This window comes from Pseudomonas sp. GNP013, assembly GCF_054343995.1.
This window is the reverse complement of record NZ_JBTGUT010000001.1, coordinates 3,590,699-3,606,078: the sequence shown is the minus strand read 5'-3', so window position 1 is coordinate 3,606,078 and position 15,380 is coordinate 3,590,699. Positions and strand designations below refer to the sequence as shown.

At 59.7% G+C, this 15,380-nt stretch carries 17 protein-coding genes and 1 tRNA gene; 12 read left to right on the top strand and 6 right to left on the bottom strand.

What is annotated here, in order from left to right:
* Complete coding sequence (locus tag ACXX81_RS15765; RefSeq protein WP_458572011.1) at window positions 1-822, bottom strand: HDOD domain-containing protein; 822 nt, start codon at window positions 820-822, stop codon at window positions 1-3.
* Between the two features lie 36 nt (window positions 823-858).
* Entirely contained in the window at window positions 859-1,800 is a 942-nt protein-coding gene (gene ygfZ, locus ACXX81_RS15760; protein WP_458572010.1) for a CAF17-like 4Fe-4S cluster assembly/insertion protein YgfZ, read from the bottom strand.
* A gap of 140 nt (window positions 1,801-1,940) precedes the next feature.
* Here ygfZ and ACXX81_RS15755 point away from each other — a divergent pair, with 140 nt between their 5' ends.
* Window positions 1,941-2,195, top strand: coding sequence for an FAD assembly factor SdhE (locus tag ACXX81_RS15755; protein WP_003233917.1), 255 nt, complete (start codon window positions 1,941-1,943; stop codon window positions 2,193-2,195).
* Entirely contained in the window at window positions 2,179-2,625 is a 447-nt protein-coding gene (locus ACXX81_RS15750) for a protein YgfX (protein WP_209989934.1), read from the top strand. The genes ACXX81_RS15755 and ACXX81_RS15750 overlap by 17 nt, the downstream gene beginning before the upstream one ends.
* Here the strand turns inward: ACXX81_RS15750 and nadB are convergent.
* Window positions 2,594-4,210 (bottom strand): L-aspartate oxidase, encoded by a 1,617-nt coding sequence (gene nadB / locus ACXX81_RS15745; protein ID WP_209989936.1) that lies wholly within the window; start codon window positions 4,208-4,210, stop codon window positions 2,594-2,596. The genes ACXX81_RS15750 and nadB overlap by 32 nt on opposite strands.
* Window positions 4,211-4,675: 465 nt before the next feature.
* On the opposite strand from nadB, the gene rpoE reads away from it, so the two are divergent.
* The 4 genes from rpoE (at window position 4,676) to ACXX81_RS15725 (ending at window position 8,531) form a co-directional block, all read left to right on the top strand.
* Complete coding sequence (rpoE, locus tag ACXX81_RS15740) at window positions 4,676-5,257, top strand: RNA polymerase sigma factor RpoE/AlgU (RefSeq protein ID WP_003172477.1); 582 nt, start codon at window positions 4,676-4,678, stop codon at window positions 5,255-5,257.
* 32 nt (window positions 5,258-5,289) lie between these two features.
* Complete coding sequence (locus ACXX81_RS15735; protein WP_458572009.1) at window positions 5,290-5,877, top strand: RseA family anti-sigma factor; 588 nt, start codon at window positions 5,290-5,292, stop codon at window positions 5,875-5,877.
* A 16-nt stretch (window positions 5,878-5,893) separates the two neighbouring features.
* On the top strand, window positions 5,894-6,856 hold the full coding sequence (locus ACXX81_RS15730; protein WP_458572008.1) for a MucB/RseB C-terminal domain-containing protein: 963 nt from the start codon (window positions 5,894-5,896) through the stop codon (window positions 6,854-6,856).
* Between the two features lie 235 nt (window positions 6,857-7,091).
* A complete protein-coding gene (locus ACXX81_RS15725; protein ID WP_209989942.1) occupies window positions 7,092-8,531 on the top strand; it encodes a DegQ family serine endoprotease in 1,440 nt (479 codons plus the stop codon).
* Between the two features lie 67 nt (window positions 8,532-8,598).
* Here the strand turns inward: ACXX81_RS15725 and ACXX81_RS15720 are convergent, their stop codons facing one another.
* Window positions 8,599-10,032 (bottom strand): M48 family metalloprotease, encoded by a 1,434-nt coding sequence (locus ACXX81_RS15720; RefSeq protein ID WP_209989945.1) that lies wholly within the window; start codon window positions 10,030-10,032, stop codon window positions 8,599-8,601.
* 95 nt (window positions 10,033-10,127) lie between these two features.
* Between ACXX81_RS15720 and ACXX81_RS15715 the strand changes: the two genes are divergently transcribed.
* Window positions 10,128-10,367 (top strand): sulfurtransferase TusA family protein, encoded by a 240-nt coding sequence (locus tag ACXX81_RS15715; protein WP_231422087.1) that lies wholly within the window; start codon window positions 10,128-10,130, stop codon window positions 10,365-10,367.
* 6 nt (window positions 10,368-10,373) lie between these two features.
* Here ACXX81_RS15715 and ACXX81_RS15710 read toward each other — a convergent pair whose 3' ends face one another.
* Together ACXX81_RS15710 and ACXX81_RS15705 are read right to left on the bottom strand one after the other, a co-directional pair.
* Window positions 10,374-10,847 (bottom strand): peroxiredoxin, encoded by a 474-nt coding sequence (locus ACXX81_RS15710; protein WP_209989950.1) that lies wholly within the window; start codon window positions 10,845-10,847, stop codon window positions 10,374-10,376.
* Between the two features lie 11 nt (window positions 10,848-10,858).
* Window positions 10,859-11,419, bottom strand: a complete 561-nt coding sequence (locus tag ACXX81_RS15705) for a glycine cleavage system transcriptional repressor (protein WP_003172487.1) — start codon at window positions 11,417-11,419, stop codon at window positions 10,859-10,861.
* A 262-nt stretch (window positions 11,420-11,681) separates the two neighbouring features.
* On the opposite strand from ACXX81_RS15705, the gene dapA reads away from it, so the two are divergent.
* From dapA to ACXX81_RS15680, 5 genes are all read left to right on the top strand, one after another.
* Complete coding sequence (gene dapA / locus ACXX81_RS15700) at window positions 11,682-12,560, top strand: 4-hydroxy-tetrahydrodipicolinate synthase (RefSeq protein WP_209989953.1); 879 nt, start codon at window positions 11,682-11,684, stop codon at window positions 12,558-12,560.
* A 17-nt stretch (window positions 12,561-12,577) separates the two neighbouring features.
* Window positions 12,578-13,693, top strand: coding sequence for an NlpB/DapX family lipoprotein (gene bamC, locus ACXX81_RS15695; protein ID WP_209989959.1), 1,116 nt, complete (start codon window positions 12,578-12,580; stop codon window positions 13,691-13,693).
* A gap of 4 nt (window positions 13,694-13,697) precedes the next feature.
* The gene (locus ACXX81_RS15690; RefSeq protein WP_209989962.1) at window positions 13,698-14,456 is read left to right on the top strand and encodes an MBL fold metallo-hydrolase; all 759 of its coding nucleotides are present in this window, start codon (window positions 13,698-13,700) and stop codon (window positions 14,454-14,456) included.
* Between the two features lie 27 nt (window positions 14,457-14,483).
* Complete coding sequence (gene purC, locus ACXX81_RS15685; RefSeq protein ID WP_003211975.1) at window positions 14,484-15,197, top strand: phosphoribosylaminoimidazolesuccinocarboxamide synthase; 714 nt, start codon at window positions 14,484-14,486, stop codon at window positions 15,195-15,197.
* A gap of 83 nt (window positions 15,198-15,280) precedes the next feature.
* Window positions 15,281-15,370 (top strand) — tRNA-Ser (locus tag ACXX81_RS15680).
* Window positions 15,371-15,380 lie beyond the last annotated feature (10 nt).

Sequence of the window (15,380 nt, the reverse complement as noted above, 5' to 3'; positions counted from 1 at the left end):
TCAGTAGAACATCGAGCGTGCTTCATCCAGCTGCGCGCGCAGGGTCTCGCTGTCGGGGTCAATGCGCAGCTTGATGATCGACGGCACGTCGGTCAACTGCACGTCAGCCAGCGGATGATCAGTGCCGCGATGGCAATACAGTACAGCTGCCTGGACGATGTCGATGTAGTCGAGCCTGGCGGAATCGCGCTCCAGGTTCAGGTATTGGCCGGGCAGCTTGGCGAGCATTTCCGGAAAGTCCCAGACGCTCAGCAGCTTGTCGCCCAACAGCGGGTGGATGCTGTCGATCACGTGGTTGAGGCTGACCGGGTCGGACAGCAACTGGTAGTGATCTTCGGCGTAGGTGAGAATCGGCAGCACGCCGATCTGGTGTACCAGCCCGCCAAGCGCGGCCTGGTCCGGCTTGAGCTGTGAGTGACTGCGGCACAGGGCGTAGCTGACGCCCGCCACTTCCAGGCTGCGGCGCCATACGTCACGCATTTTCTGTTCGACCACCTCGGAGCGGGCATGGAAGATCTGTTCCATCACCAGGCCGATGGCGAGGTTGCTGCTGTAGTTGGTGCCCAGCCGGGTAATGGCGGTGTGCAGGTTGGTGACTTCCTGAGTGGCACGCAACAACGGACTGTTTACCACTTTGATCAGGCGTGCGGACAGCGCGGTGTCGCGACCGATCACTTTGCTCAAGTGGCTGATGCTGATATCCGGGTTTTCGGCGGCCTGACGAATGTTCAGGGCCACCTCCGGCAATGTCGGCAGAACCAGGTCATCGTTATCGATGGCCTTTACCAAAGCCTGTTGGACTTTATCCGCCAGTTTGTTCATTCATGCTCTCAAGGGTGCTGCAAAAAAGTACGGTGATCAGCGCTGAATCTCTCGATCTCGATCAAGTTGATAGGGCAGGTCGAGCAGTTGCAGGGCAGGCCCTTCCAGCGAGCCCAAATGCACGTCGCCATTATCGGCAGCTTCGGCTTGCAACACCGCCAGAAGTTCAATCGACAGGTCGGCTTTTGCCGCAATCACCACTTCGCCAATCGAGCTGCCGTGGCTGGGGGAGAACAGTGCAGTGCCGGGTTCTGGCGTCTGTGTGGCATCAAGGCTCAGGCGATACAGGCGGCGTTTGAGTTTGCCCAGGTACTGCATGCGCGCGACGATTTCCTGGCCGGTGTAGCAGCCCTTTTTGAAGCTGACACCGCCCACAGCCTGCAGGTTGAGCATCTGCGGAATGAACAGCTCGCGGGTCTGTGGCATCACTTGGCCAATCCCTGCGCGGATCTGGCCCAGCAGCCATTCGTTCAAACCCGCTTCGTCAAGCTGCGCGGCCAGGTGGCTGCGTACGGCTTCAGCGTGTTCGGCAGGTGCCCAGAGTTCGGCGCGGGCAGGGGAGACGCGAATGGCGATCAGCGCATCGGTACGCGCGACGCTGTCGGTGTCGTCCGGCAACTCGAGGCCCAGGCTGCTCAGCGCTTTATCAGCATTTGCAAGACCGAAACGAACCCAGGCGGCGCTTTCGTCGGTGAGCCTGGATTTGGAAAATACCGCGTATTTTTTCAGGTCCGCCAGTTGCGGCTCCAGCAGCTCAGTGGCCATGGCCATCAGCACGCCGTCACCTTGCAACACAATGCGAAAGCTTGATTGCATGCGGCCTTTTTGCGTGCAGCGCGCGCCAAGGCTGGCCTGGGTGTCACTCAGGTAATTGAGGTTGCAGGTGAGTTGGCCCTGCAGGAATTTGGCGGCATCGGCGCCACGGACGGCGAGAACGCCTTCGTGGGACAGGGGGCAGAAGAAAGCAGAGTCGGCCATGGGTCATCGCAGGTCAAAAAGTCATGCGTGCATCATAGAGGGGCGCCCGGCAAATGGATAGTTTCCTCGGGGCGCGACCAACGCTGGCTGTTCGGGTGCCGCGGGGCCTGTATACTTGCGCGCTATTTGAGGAGCGTTCCATGGTCGAAGACGTAGAAATCAATCGCCTCTACTGGCACAGCCGCCGCGGCATGCTTGAGCTGGATGTGTTGCTGGTGCCGTTCACCAAAGAGGTGTACGCGACGCTCGATAAGGTGGATCGTGACCTGTACGTGCGGTTGCTGGAATGCGAGGACCAGGACATGTTCGGCTGGTTCATGGAGCGCGCCGAGTCTGAAGATCCGGAGCTGCAACGCATGGTTCGGATGATCCTGGATCGTGTCCAGCCCAAGTAATCGCTTTGAATGTCGCTGGCAGGCCTCGCGGCTGTTGCTGGCGGCGTATGTCCTCGCCCAGCTGTTAGCGCTGGGCGCCTTGCTGGTGCTCGACGTGCCTTTTGCCGCTCTTGGCATGCTGGCGTGCGTGGCCCATGCCGTCTGGGTGTTGCCGCGTCAGATTCTGCTGACTCACCGTTCGTCGATTCTGGGCCTGCGCCGTGATGAAGACGGCTGGCAATTATTCAGCGCCGAGCGCGGTTGGCACAGTGTGCAGCTGCGCCCCGACAGCCTGGCGTTGCCGCTGATCGTGGTGTTGCGCTTTCGATTGCCGGGGCAATGGCGGGTACGCTCTATCTGTGTGCCCAGAGATTCGCAGGTCGCCGATGTGCACCGGCGCCTGCGCACTCGCCTGAAATTCAGCCGCCGTAGGTGGTTGGCACCAGAATAGTGTTGCGGGCCTCGGGCAGCATCTGCGGGTAGTCGAGGGTGTAGTGCAGGCCGCGGCTCTCCTTGCGTTCCATGGCTGAGCGGATCATCAGCTCGGCCACTTGGGCGAGGTTGCGCAATTCGATCAGGTCGCGGCTGACTTTGTAATTGCTGTAGAACTCGTCGATCTCATCCAGCAGCAGGCGCACGCGGTGCTGGGCCCGTTGCAGGCGCTTGTTGGTGCGCACAATCCCCACGTAGTCCCACATGAAGCGGCGCAGCTCGTCCCAGTTGTGGGCGATGATCACGTCTTCGTCCGAGTCCGTCACCTGGCTGGCGTCCCAGCGGGGCAGGGCGGCGGGTACCGGGATGTTTGGCAATTGTTCGAGAATGTCCGCCGCCGCTGAGCGAGCGTAGACGAAGCATTCGAGCAGCGAATTGCTGGCCATGCGGTTGGCGCCGTGCAGGCCGGTAAAGCTGGTTTCGCCAATCGCATAGAGACCAGGCACATCGGTGCGCCCATGCTGGTCGACCATCACGCCGCCGCAGGTGTAGTGCGCGGCCGGCACTACGGGGATTGGGCCCTGGGTGATGTCGATATTGAAGGCCAGGCAGCGCTCGTAGACGGTGGGAAAGTGCGCCTTGATGAACTCTGCCGGTTTGTGGCTGATGTCCAGGTAAACGCAGTCGACGCCCAGGCGCTTCATTTCATGGTCGATGGCACGGGCGACGATATCTCGCGGCGCCAGCTCGGCGCGCGGGTCGAAGCGTTGCATGAACCGTTCGCCATTGGGCAGTTTCAGGTGCGCGCCTTCACCGCGCAGGGCTTCGGTGATCAGGAAACTTTTCGCCTGCGGATGATACAGGCAGGTGGGGTGGAACTGGTTGAATTCCAGGTTGGCCACCCGGCAGCCCGAGCGCCAGGCCATGGCAATGCCATCACCGCAGGCACCGTCCGGATTGCTGGTGTAGAGGTAGACCTTGGCTGCGCCACCCGAAGCGAGAATGGTGAAGCGTGCGCCGTAGGTGTCGACTTCGCCGCTGACGCGGTTGAGCACATAAGCGCCCAGGCAGCGTGCGCCGTCCAGGCCCAGGCGTTTTTCGGTAATCAGGTCAACGGCGACGCGTTGCTCCAGCAACTCGATGTTGGGACGCTGGCGCGCTTGCTCGAGCAGGGTCTTGAAGATGGCAGCCCCGGTGGCATCGGCGGCGTGGATGATGCGGCGTTGGCTGTGGCCGCCTTCGCGGGTGAGATGAAACTCGAACCCGCCATCGTCGCTGCCCGTATGCTCATCGCGGGTGAAGGGCACACCTTGATCGATCAGCCATTGGATGGCTTCGCGGCTATGCTCCACGGTGAAACGTACCGCGTCTTCGTCGCACAGACCGCCGCCGGCATTGAGGGTGTCGTCGACATGGGATTGCACTGTGTCGTGCTCGTCCAGCACTGCTGCGACACCGCCCTGGGCCCAGAATGTCGAGCCGTTGGCCAGGTCACCTTTGCTCAGCACCGCAATGCGCAAATGGTTGGGGAGGGTCAGTGCCAGGCTCAAGCCGGCCGCGCCGCTGCCGATCACCAGAACATCGTGTTGAAACTGTTGGCTCATTGGAAGGATTCCGCAAAAAGCGATCCACAGGGCTGGCGCAAGCAGGAACGCCTGGATCGGCGAATCAAAGGGGCACACGGGCCACTAGTATATAGAGGGGGCGCGCGGCACAATAGCCGGGCGTTTGTGGCAATGTGAGATTACGGAGCGCGGTTCCGGCCTCACTTGGCCGGTTAGTAAGGTGGGAACTTTTTGCATGAGCCCCCACTCAATAGCCGGTTGCCCAAAACCTGGAAAAAGTTGAGTTTATTGGCCCGTCGGGAGCATTGGACGCGTCATCAAACCGGCGACAAGATTATTCGCGCAGTCGGCTTTGACCGTGCTGCGTTTTTCGTGTGTGCCAAATCAGTGCATGCCGGAAACTTGCTTGAAAGGGGGAGAACTTTTGCGAAAAGACCGAGTCTATGTTTGCAAGCCTGATCGTTTAGTTATGCAAGCCTCCTTCAAGCACCACGAGGAGTGTTCATGCTAACCCAGGAAGAGGATCAGCAGCTGGTCGAGCGCGTTCAACGCGGTGACAAGCGAGCATTTGATCTGCTAGTGCTGAAATACCAGCACAAAATTCTCGGGTTGATCGTGCGGTTTGTGCACGACACCCATGAAGCGCAGGACGTTGCACAGGAAGCCTTTATCAAGGCCTATCGTGCACTGGGCAATTTTCGCGGTGATAGTGCGTTTTATACGTGGCTGTACCGTATCGCCATCAACACGGCGAAGAACTATCTGGTGTCTCGCGGACGCCGCCCGCCGGATAGTGATGTCAGTTCAGAAGATGCTGAATTTTACGATGGTGATCACGGCCTCAAGGATCTCGAGTCGCCGGAGCGTGCATTGCTGCGCGACGAGATTGAAGGCACCGTCCATCGCACAATTCAGCAACTGCCAGAAGATTTACGGACGGCGTTAACTTTACGTGAATTCGATGGTCTGAGTTACGAAGACATTGCGAGCGTCATGCAGTGTCCGGTGGGGACTGTGAGGTCACGGATTTTCCGGGCCCGGGAAGCCATCGATAAAGCCTTGCAACCGTTGTTGCAGGAAAACTAAAGACAGCGGCGACAGCCAAGAGAGGAACCGCCATGAGTCGTGATGCCCTGCAGGAATCGCTGTCCGCAGTGATGGATAACGAAGCGGATGAACTGGAACTTCGTCGAGTGCTTAACGCATTTGATGATGCCGAAACCCGTGATACCTGGTCTCGTTACCAAGTCGCTCGGGCGGTGATGCACAAGGATCTTCTAATCCCTCGTCTGGATATTGCTGCGGCCGTTTCTGCTGCGCTGGCTGACGAAGCCGCTCCGGCAAAGGCTGCACGTGGTCCATGGCGTAGCCTGGGTCGCCTGGCAGTGGCTGCCTCGGTAACTGTTGCGGTTCTGGCCGGTGTTCGCCTGTACAACCAGGACGAAATCGCGGGTGCCGAACTGGCCCAACAGACCCAGCAACCGGTCATGGCCGGTCCGCAGGTCAAGGGCCCGGCAGTGCTGGCCGGCTACAAGGAAAGCTCTGATGCCACAGGCCCAATGGCTAACGGTGTGCTTCAAGGCCAATCCGGCTGGCAGGATCAGCGTCTTCCAGGCTACCTGCGCCAACACGCACAGGAATCTGCCTTGAAAGGCACTGAAAGCGCTCTGCCATACGCTCGTGCTGCAAGCCTGGAAAACCGCTGAACCTTTAAGGGGCCCTATGCGCGTCATATCGCTCCTTACGCTTTTACTCAGTGGTTGGTCTGCACTCCCCGCCCATGCCGATGAAGCTCAAAACTGGCTGACTCGACTTGGGCGTGCAGAGCAACAACAAAGTTTTAAAGGCACGTTCGTATACGAGCGTAATGGCAGTTTTTCTACCCACGACATTTGGCATCGCGTCCAAAAAGGTCAAGTCCGCGAGCGGTTATTGCAGCTTGATGGGTCTGCCCAGGAAGTCGTGCGTGTAGATGGTCGTACTCAATGCGTCAGCGGCGTCCTTGTCGCAGGCCTTGGCAATTCGCGTGAATCCCCTTCACGTGCGCTTGACCCAAAGAAACTTACTCAATTCTACGAGCTGGCAGTTATCGGTGAATCCCGTGTTGCCGGTCGTAATGCAGTGATCGTCTCGATCACGCCGCGTGATCAGTACCGCTTCGGGTTTGAACTGCATCTGGATCGCGAAACCGCTTTGCCGCTTAAATCCCTGCTGTTGAATGATCAAGGGCAATTGCTGGAGCGTTTTCAATTCACCCGGCTGGACACGTCTACCACCCCAAGTGATCGCGACTTGCAGCCTACGGGTGAGTGCAAGCCTGTCGCAGTTGTTCAGGAGCAGGCGCCAGAGGTCGAGTCCTCCGAGGCATGGCATCTTGAATGGGTGCCACCGGGTTTTCAGTTAATCAAGAGCAGTGCGCGCAAAGATGCGCAGACCAAAGCAACGGTCGAAAGCCTGATGTATGAAGACGGGCTTGCGCGGTTTTCGGTGTTTCTCGAACCCATCAGCGAAGTCAGCGCGACGGAAACCCGCACGCAAATTGGCCCTACGGTTGCGGTTTCTCGCCGCTTGAATACGGTGGACGGTGAAAGGATAGTGACCGTTGTCGGCGAAATCCCCATCGGTACTGCCGAGCGCATCGCTCTGTCCGTACGCAGTGAGAAAACGGCTACTACCCAGCCGTGATTCGTTAATCCTATGTTCATCCTGACCTTTCAGTCTAAAGTCCATGCCAGGTTGGCTGGCGAGACCATGAAATGTATGGATCAGCATTTTCACTTGCAAAAAATCTCCATGTTTTTTATAGGTCAGGGCTTGTCAGCGCTGACCTTGTTTTGTTCGCGGAACAAAGGCGCCGGTCTCGGTTTCCGGCATCTCTTGAACCCTGTCGCTCAACCCTGCTCGTCGTAACGGGAGCTGTATGTCGATACCACGTTTGAAGTCTTACCTATCCATAGTCGCCACGGTATTGGTGCTGGGCCAGGCCCTGCCTGCGCAAGCGGCCGAGCTGCCTGATTTCACCCAATTGGTGGAGCAGGCCTCGCCTGCCGTGGTCAACATCAGCACCACGCAAAAGCTGCCGGATCGCAAAGTTTCGAACCAGCAGATGCCCGATCTGGAAGGCCTGCCGCCTATGCTGCGCGAGTTTTTCGAGCGCGGTATGCCCCAGCCGCGCGCTCCGCGTGGCGGCGGCGGTGGTCAGCGTGAGGCGCAGTCTCTGGGCTCGGGCTTCATCATTTCGCCGGATGGCTACATTCTCACCAATAATCATGTGATTGCCGATGCCGATGAGATCCTCGTGCGCCTTGCCGACCGCAGCGAACTCAAAGCCAAGCTGGTGGGCACTGACCCGCGCTCCGACGTTGCGTTGCTGAAGATCGAAGGCAAGGACCTGCCCGTGCTGAAACTGGGCAAGTCCCAGGACCTCAAAGCCGGCCAGTGGGTGGTTGCGATTGGCTCGCCGTTCGGCTTTGACCACACGGTTACCCAAGGCATTGTGAGCGCCATTGGCCGCAGCCTGCCGAACGAAAATTATGTGCCGTTCATCCAGACCGACGTGCCGATCAACCCAGGCAACTCCGGTGGCCCGCTGTTCAACCTGGCCGGTGAGGTAGTGGGGATCAACTCGCAGATCTACACCCGTTCCGGTGGTTTCATGGGCGTGTCCTTTGCGATCCCGATCGATGTGGCCATGGACGTTTCCAATCAGCTGAAGAGCGGCGGCAAGGTCAGTCGCGGCTGGTTGGGCGTGGTCATCCAGGAAGTGAACAAGGACCTGGCTGAGTCCTTCGGTCTCGACAAGCCGGCCGGCGCCCTGGTTGCGCAGATTCAGGACGACGGCCCGGCTGCCAAGGGCGGCCTGCAGGTTGGCGACGTGATCCTGAGCATGAACGGCCAGCCAATCATCATGTCGGCAGACCTGCCGCATCTGGTGGGCGCACTCAAGGCCGGCAGCAAGGCCAAGCTGGAAGTGATTCGTGAAGGCAAGCGCCAGAACGTGGAACTGACCGTAGGCGCCATCCCGGAAGAGGGCGCAGCCCTTGATGCACTGGGCAACGCCAAGCCGGGCGCCGAGCGCAGCAGCAATCGCCTGGGCATTGCCGTGGCCGAGCTGACCGATGAGCAGAAGAAAAGCTTCGACCTCAAGAGCGGCGTGGTGATCAAGGAAGTCCAGGATGGCCCTGCCTCCCTGATCGGCTTGCAGCCGGGCGACGTGATCACCCACCTGAACAATCAGGCGATCAACAGCACCAAGGAGTTCACCGACATTGCCAAGGCACTGCCGAAGAACCGTACGGTGTCGATGCGCGTCCTGCGTCAGGGTCGAGCCAGCTTCATCACCTTCAAGCTCGCCGAGTAATCTGCTAGCCCAATAAAAAGCCCCGCCGTCGGTTAACGATGGCGGGGCTTTTTTGTGGGCGATGGGTTTAACTCATCATCCCTTTCACCAGACGTTCCTGTTCAATCAGTTCACGCTGGCGAGCGTCGATCCGCGACGACAGCGGGAAATTGCTGCCAGCCCGACGCTTGGCGAAATCCAGTTGCTGGATTGCTTGCTGGAAGTCGCCTACCAAAGCGAAGTACTCGGCGCGCGCCTGATGCAGGCCGATGATATTTCCCGACAGTCCGCGTGTCTCGGCGACCTGATACCAGACATCCGGATCATCCGGACGAGACTTGAGCAAGCCATCCAGGGCTTTCTCTGCATCGGCAGTGCGGTTCTGTTTAAGCAGCAGGTCCACCCGAACCTGGTTAAGCGGGTAATTGCTGGGGTACTGGCTCAGCATGCGGTCGGTGCGTTGCTGCGCGTCCGGCATGCGGTTGTTGATGATGTCCAGCTCGATCTGCGCCAGGTTGTAAGTGATGTCATTGGGAGCCTTGGCCAGCAATGGCGCCAGGTTTTCCCGGGCTTCCTTAAGCTGAGTGCCCTTTATCTGAGCGATTGCCAGACCATAACGGGCCACATCGTTTTTCGGATTCTCGTCCAACTGAGCCTGGAATCGTTTGGCCGCCAGACCTGGCGTGTCCTCGTACTTCAACTGTACGCGCGCGCGGATCAACTGATAACGCAGGCTGTCTTCCTTGCCGCCCGGCTTGGACTGTTCGGCGCGGTTGCGGGTGTCGGCAATCCGCGATTCGGTCACCGGGTGCGTCAACAGAAACTCCGGCGGCTTGGCATCGAAACGGTATTGGCGCATCAGTCGCTCGAACATGGTGGGCATCGAGCGTGGGTCGTAGCCGGCCTTCTCCAGGTTGAGGATGCCGATGCGGTCCGCTTCCTGCTCGTTCTGGCGGGAGAAACGTCGCTGCTCCTGGATCGCTGCGGCCTGGGTACCGGCGATGGCGGCGATACCCGCGTCGCCTGCGCCTGCCGCGGCCGCAATAATGCCGCCGAGCAGGGCCGCCATCATGGGAAGTTGCATGCGCTGCTGCGCTTCAACGCCTCGGGCGAAATGGCGTTGAGACAGGTGGGCCAATTCATGAGCCATCACCGAGGCATACTCGCCTTCGGTCTGAGCATTGAGAAACAGCCCGCCGTTCACGCCGACAATCCCGCCCGGTGCGGCAAAGGCGTTGAGTTGCGGGCTGTTGATCAGGATGAATTCCAGCCGTCGGTCATTCACCTGACTCGTCTCCACCAGCTTGTACACGCTGGTCTCGACGTAATCCTTCAGTTGCGGATCGTTCAGTTGCGACACCTGGCCGCGCAGGTAGGCCAGCCATGCACGGCCCAGTTGGTATTCCTGTTGTGGCGAGACAATGGCAGAACTGGCGTCGCCAAGTGACGGCAGGTCGTCGGCGAAGCCTGGGGAGGCCAGCAGGCAGGCCAGCGTCAACAGGGTAGGGCGCAAAAAAGTCATGCACAAAGCCTTTTGGGCAAAGAGCTTACTGTAGCCGGACACTGAGCTTCGGACCAGATATTCTAAGCAACCCAACGCTTGCCCGGAGTAAGACCATGACCGACGCTGCACCCTTCGATGCCGAACTCGATGCCAGCGGCCTCAATTGTCCGCTGCCCTTGCTCAAGGCCAAGCTGGAACTCAATCGAATGGCCAGCGGCGCGGTGCTCAAGGTGACCGCTACGGATGCGGGCTCCCAGCGCGATTTCCGCACCTTCGCCAAGTTGGCCGGCCACACCCTGGAACGCGAAGAAGATGAGGCGGGTGTTTACCGCTATTGGTTGCGCAAGGCCTGAATTGCATCAAGCCTTGTTCAGCGCCTGCGCTGCCGCCAACACCGCATCCACATGCCCCGGTACTTTCACGCCACGCCATTCCTGACGCAGAACACCGTCCTTGTCGATGAGGAACGTGCTGCGATCCACGCCCAGGTATTCCTTGCCGTACAGCTTCTTGAGCTTGATTACATCAAACAGCTGGCAAACCGCTTCGTCCTTGTCGCTGATCAGCTCGAACGGGAATGCCTGCTTGGCCTTGAAGTTCTCGTGAGACTTGAGGCTGTCGCGCGATACGCCGAACACCTCGGTGTTGGCTGCCTTGAACGCTTCATGCAGATCACGAAAACCCTGGCCCTGGGTGGTACAGCCCGGCGTGCTGTCCTTGGGGTAGAAGTAGATCACCACTTGCTTGCCCTTGAGGTCAGCAAGGCTGAAGGTCTGCCCGCTGGTGGCCGGGGCTTCGAAATCAGTGACCGGTGTGTCGATGACTACCGCCATGAATAACCTCCTTACATTGGGTTCTGTGGGCGCCACGGCTCGATCAGCGCGTCCAGGTTGAGCGCGTCGGCGAAATCCAGGAACTGGTCGCGCAGCCAACTGATCTGTACACCGGCCGGCAGAGTCACGGTGAACGTGGCATTAAGCATGGTGCCGCCGGTTTGCGGCGCCTGATAGGTATCGCAGGTAAGGTTTTCCAGCTCGACGTTATGGTCGATAAAAAACTGGCACAGCTCGTTGACGATGTCCGAACGGTACGCCGAGCTGACATACGCCACATAAGGCAAGGCCTGTGGGCGGTTCTCCAGCGCGGCGCTACGCACCACATTGACAGTGAAGTCATGCTTCTTGGCAAGGCCCGGCAGGCCGGTTTCCAGGCGCGCCAGGGCGTCCCAGGTGCCGGAGATCTGCAGCACCAGCGCGCTGCATTCGCCGTGACGGGTCAGGCGCGAGGTTACGACGGCGCAGCGGTTTTCATGGCTGGCGCGGCACAGGACGTTGGTCAGCTCCATGGGGTTGGCGCCGAGGGCACTGATAACAAGGAATTGTTCGCGAACTGTGGGGGTGGACATGCAGCCTTCCTAAAACGATGAGCGGTCGATACTGTGAGGGCTGTATCGATCAAAGGATCAAGGGTAGCGAAAAGCATCGCGAAGGGATAGGAGATGGCGTTTTCATTGTGTGAATGGCCTGCTTGCGGCAGCGCTTTTGCCCAATGATGGCATTGCCCGTCGTTTAGTTGCGCCAGAACGCATCCTCAGGCGGTACTTCGCTTGTACAAGCATCTTGGCGCCAGTACCATTACGGCTCTCTTTTTCCGGCAGGAGCGGTTGCATGATTGCGGGCAGTATGGTGGCACTGGTCACACCCATGGATGCACAAGGTCATCTCGACTGGGACAGCCTTGGCAAACTGGTGGACTTCCACCTGCAAGAAGGCACCAATGCCATCGTGGCGGTCGGCACTACCGGTGAGTCGGCCACCCTGGATGTGGAAGAGCACATCAAGGTCATCGAATTCGTGGTCAAGCGTGTGGCGGGCCGTATCGCGGTGATCGCCGGTACCGGCGCCAATTCCACGCGTGAAGCGATCGAACTGACCAAAAACGCCAAAAAATCCGGCGCCGACGCCTGCCTGCTGGTGACCCCGTACTACAACAAGCCGACCCAGGAAGGCCTGTACCAGCATTTCAAGGCCATCGCCGAAGCCGTCGATATCCCGCAGATCCTCTACAACGTTCCCGGTCGCACTGCCTGTGACATGAAAGCCGAGACAGTCATCCGTCTGTCCACCGTACCGAACATCATTGGTATCAAGGAAGCCACTGGCGACCTGCAACGCGCCAAGGACATTCTGGCCGGCGTGAGCAGCGACTTCCTGCTGTATTCCGGTGACGACGCCACGGCGGTCGAACTGATGCTGCTGGGCGGCAAGGGCAACATCTCGGTGACCGCCAACGTGGCCCCGCGTGCCATGAGTGACCTGTGCGCCGCTGCCATCGCCGGCGATGCCGTGACCGCGCGCGCGATCCACGAAAAACTGATGCCGCTCAACAAGACACTGTTTGTCGAATCCAACCCTATCCCTGTGAAATGGGCGCTGGTCGAGATGGGCATGATGCCGGACGGTATCCGTCTGCCGCTCACCCAGCTCAGCCAAGCCTTTCACGAACCGCTGCGACAGGCCCTGCGCCAGTCCGGCGTCCTGGTTTAATTGAGGAAGCACTACGCATGAAGCGATTGGCCGGACTTTCCGCACTTGCCTTGATTATCTCCAGCACCAGTGGCTGCGGTTGGATCTGGGGCCCGGAAGGCTACTTCCGTGACCGCGGCAGCGATTACCTGGAAGCACAAGCAACCAAACCGATGCAACTGCCGCCGGACGTCAATGTCGCCAAGCGCCTTGACCCGTTGCTGCCGATTCCGCGCAACGTTGCCGACGACACCACCAAGGGTGAGTACGTTGTGCCGCGCCCGCAGCCGATCGCAGCCGTGGCGGACGCCAGCGACTACAGCCTGCAGAAGAGCGGCGATTCGCGTTGGATCGTGGCCCAGCGCCCACCTGCCGAAGTCTGGCCGGTGGCGGTGCAGTTTTTCCAGGACAACGGGTTCCGCATTGACGAGCAGCGCCCGCAGACCGGTGAATTCACCACCGCATGGCAGCACGGCAGCGAACTGTCCGCCAGCATGGCCAAGCGCCTGCAGTCGAGTGGCGTAGCCGCCGACGGCGAGACCCGCGTACGCGTGCGCATCGAGCCGGGTGTGCAACGCAATACCAGTGAAGTCTATGTGGTCAGCGCCGAGCGTCCTGCCGGCAGCACCGCCAATGTCGAGTTCACCAATCGTTCGGTCAATACCGGCGTCGACGCTGCCCTGGTCGACGAGATGCTGGCCAGCATGAGCCGTATCTCCGAGAAGGGCGGTTCCGTTTCCCTGCTCGCCGCACGCGATTACGACACCCCGAGCCGTGTCAGCCTCACCGAAGACGGCAGCGGCAACGTGGTGCTGAACCTGGGTGAAGACCTGGATCGCGCCTGGGCCAGTGTCGGTCGCGCGTTGGAACAAGGCCCATGGCGCGTTGAAGACATCAACCGCAGCCTTGGCCTGTACTACATCAACGTGGCTGAAAAGGCCGTGAAGAAAGACGACGAGCCAGGGTTCTTCGGCAAACTGTTCGGCAGCACGCCGACCAAGGAAGAAGTCGAAACCCGTGCCGAGCGCTACCAGGTTCGTCTGAGCAAGGTAGGCGAGAGCGTGCAGGTCACCGTCGAGAAGAACATCAATACCGTTGCTCCCGCTGAAACAGCGCGCAAAGTGTTGGGCGTCATTCAGGACAATCTGGGCTGATCCGATGCGTTTTGCCGTTCTCGGCAGCGGTAGCCAGGGAAACGGCACGCTGGTCGCTCATGACGACACGTACGTGCTGGTCGATTGCGGTTTCTCGCTGAGGGAAACCGAGCGGCGCCTGCTGCGCCTGGGGGTTCACCCCGCGCAGCTGAGCGCGATTCTGGTGACCCACGAACATGCCGACCACGTGCATGGCGTGGGTTTGCTGTCTCGGCGCTACAATCTTCCTGTGTACCTGAGTCGCGGCACCCTGCGCGGGATGCGCAAACCCATTGAACCTGCAGGTTTCCTGGCCGGCGGTGAGCAACTGCACATCGGCGCCTTGAGCATCGATGTGATCGCAGTCGCCCATGACGCCCAGGAACCCACGCAGTATGTCTTCAGTGACGGCCAGCGGCGTTTCGGCGTGCTGACCGACCTGGGTTCCTACTGCGCCAAGGTGCTGGACGGTTATCGCGACCTCGATGCGTTGATGATCGAGTCCAACCACTGTCGGGACCTGCTGGCGCGCGGTCATTACCCCTACTTTCTCAAGCAGCGGGTAGGTGGCGAACTCGGGCATTTGAACAACCATCAGGCGGCGTACCTGGTGTATGAGTTGGGCTGGCAAGACCTGCAGCACCTGGTCCTGGCCCACCTGAGCAGCAAGAACAACCTGCCGCAGCTTGCCCGGCAATGTTTCGTCGACACCCTCGGGTGCGACCCGGACTGGCTGCAACTGGCCGATCAAGATTCAGGGCTCGACTGGCGCCACATCGCCTAGCCCACCTCACTCAAAGCGGAGCCCATCATGGAAAAACGTGAAGAACTCTACCGCGGCAAAGCCAAGTCGGTGTACAAAACCGACGACGCCAACCGCCTGATCCTGCTGTTTCGCAACGACACCTCGGCGTTCGACGGCAAGCGCATCGAGCAACTTGATCGCAAGGGCATGGTGAACAACAAGTTCAACGCCTTCATCATGCAGAAACTCGAAGCAGCCGGTATTCCGACCCAATTCGACAAACTGCTGGGCGACAACGAATGCCTGGTGAAGAAGCTCGACATGATCCCGGTGGAGTGCGTCGTGCGTAACTACGCCGCCGGCAGCCTGGTCAAGCGCCTGGGCGTGGAGGAGGGCCTCAAGCTCAACCCTTACACTTTCGAGCTGTTCCTCAAGGACGACGCCAAGGGCGACCCGTTCATCAACGAATCCCACGTAGTGGCGTTCGGCTGGGGCACCGCTGAGCAATTGGCGCGCATGAAGGAGCTGTCCCTCAAGGTCAACGACGTGCTGAGCAAACTGTTCGACGACGCAGGCCTGCTGCTGGTGGACTTCAAGCTGGAGTTCGGCGTGTTCCACGACGGCTCCATCGTCCTGGGCGACGAATTCAGCCCGGACGGCTGCCGCCTGTGGGACAAGGACACCCGCAAGAAGATGGACAAGGACCGCTTCCGCCAGGGCCTGGGTGACGTCATCGAAGCCTACGAAGAAGTCGCCAATCGCCTCGGCGTACCGCTGTAATCGACGCAAGCATCTGATAGCACGGAAAAAAATCGCCCCGGCGCTTTGCATCCACGAACCATGCTGTTATGATGCGCGCCGTTGGAGAGATGCCAGAGTGGCCGAATGGGACGGATTCGAAATCCGTTGTACCTTCACCGGTACCTAGGGTTCGAATCCCTATCTCTCCGCCATTTTCAGAAA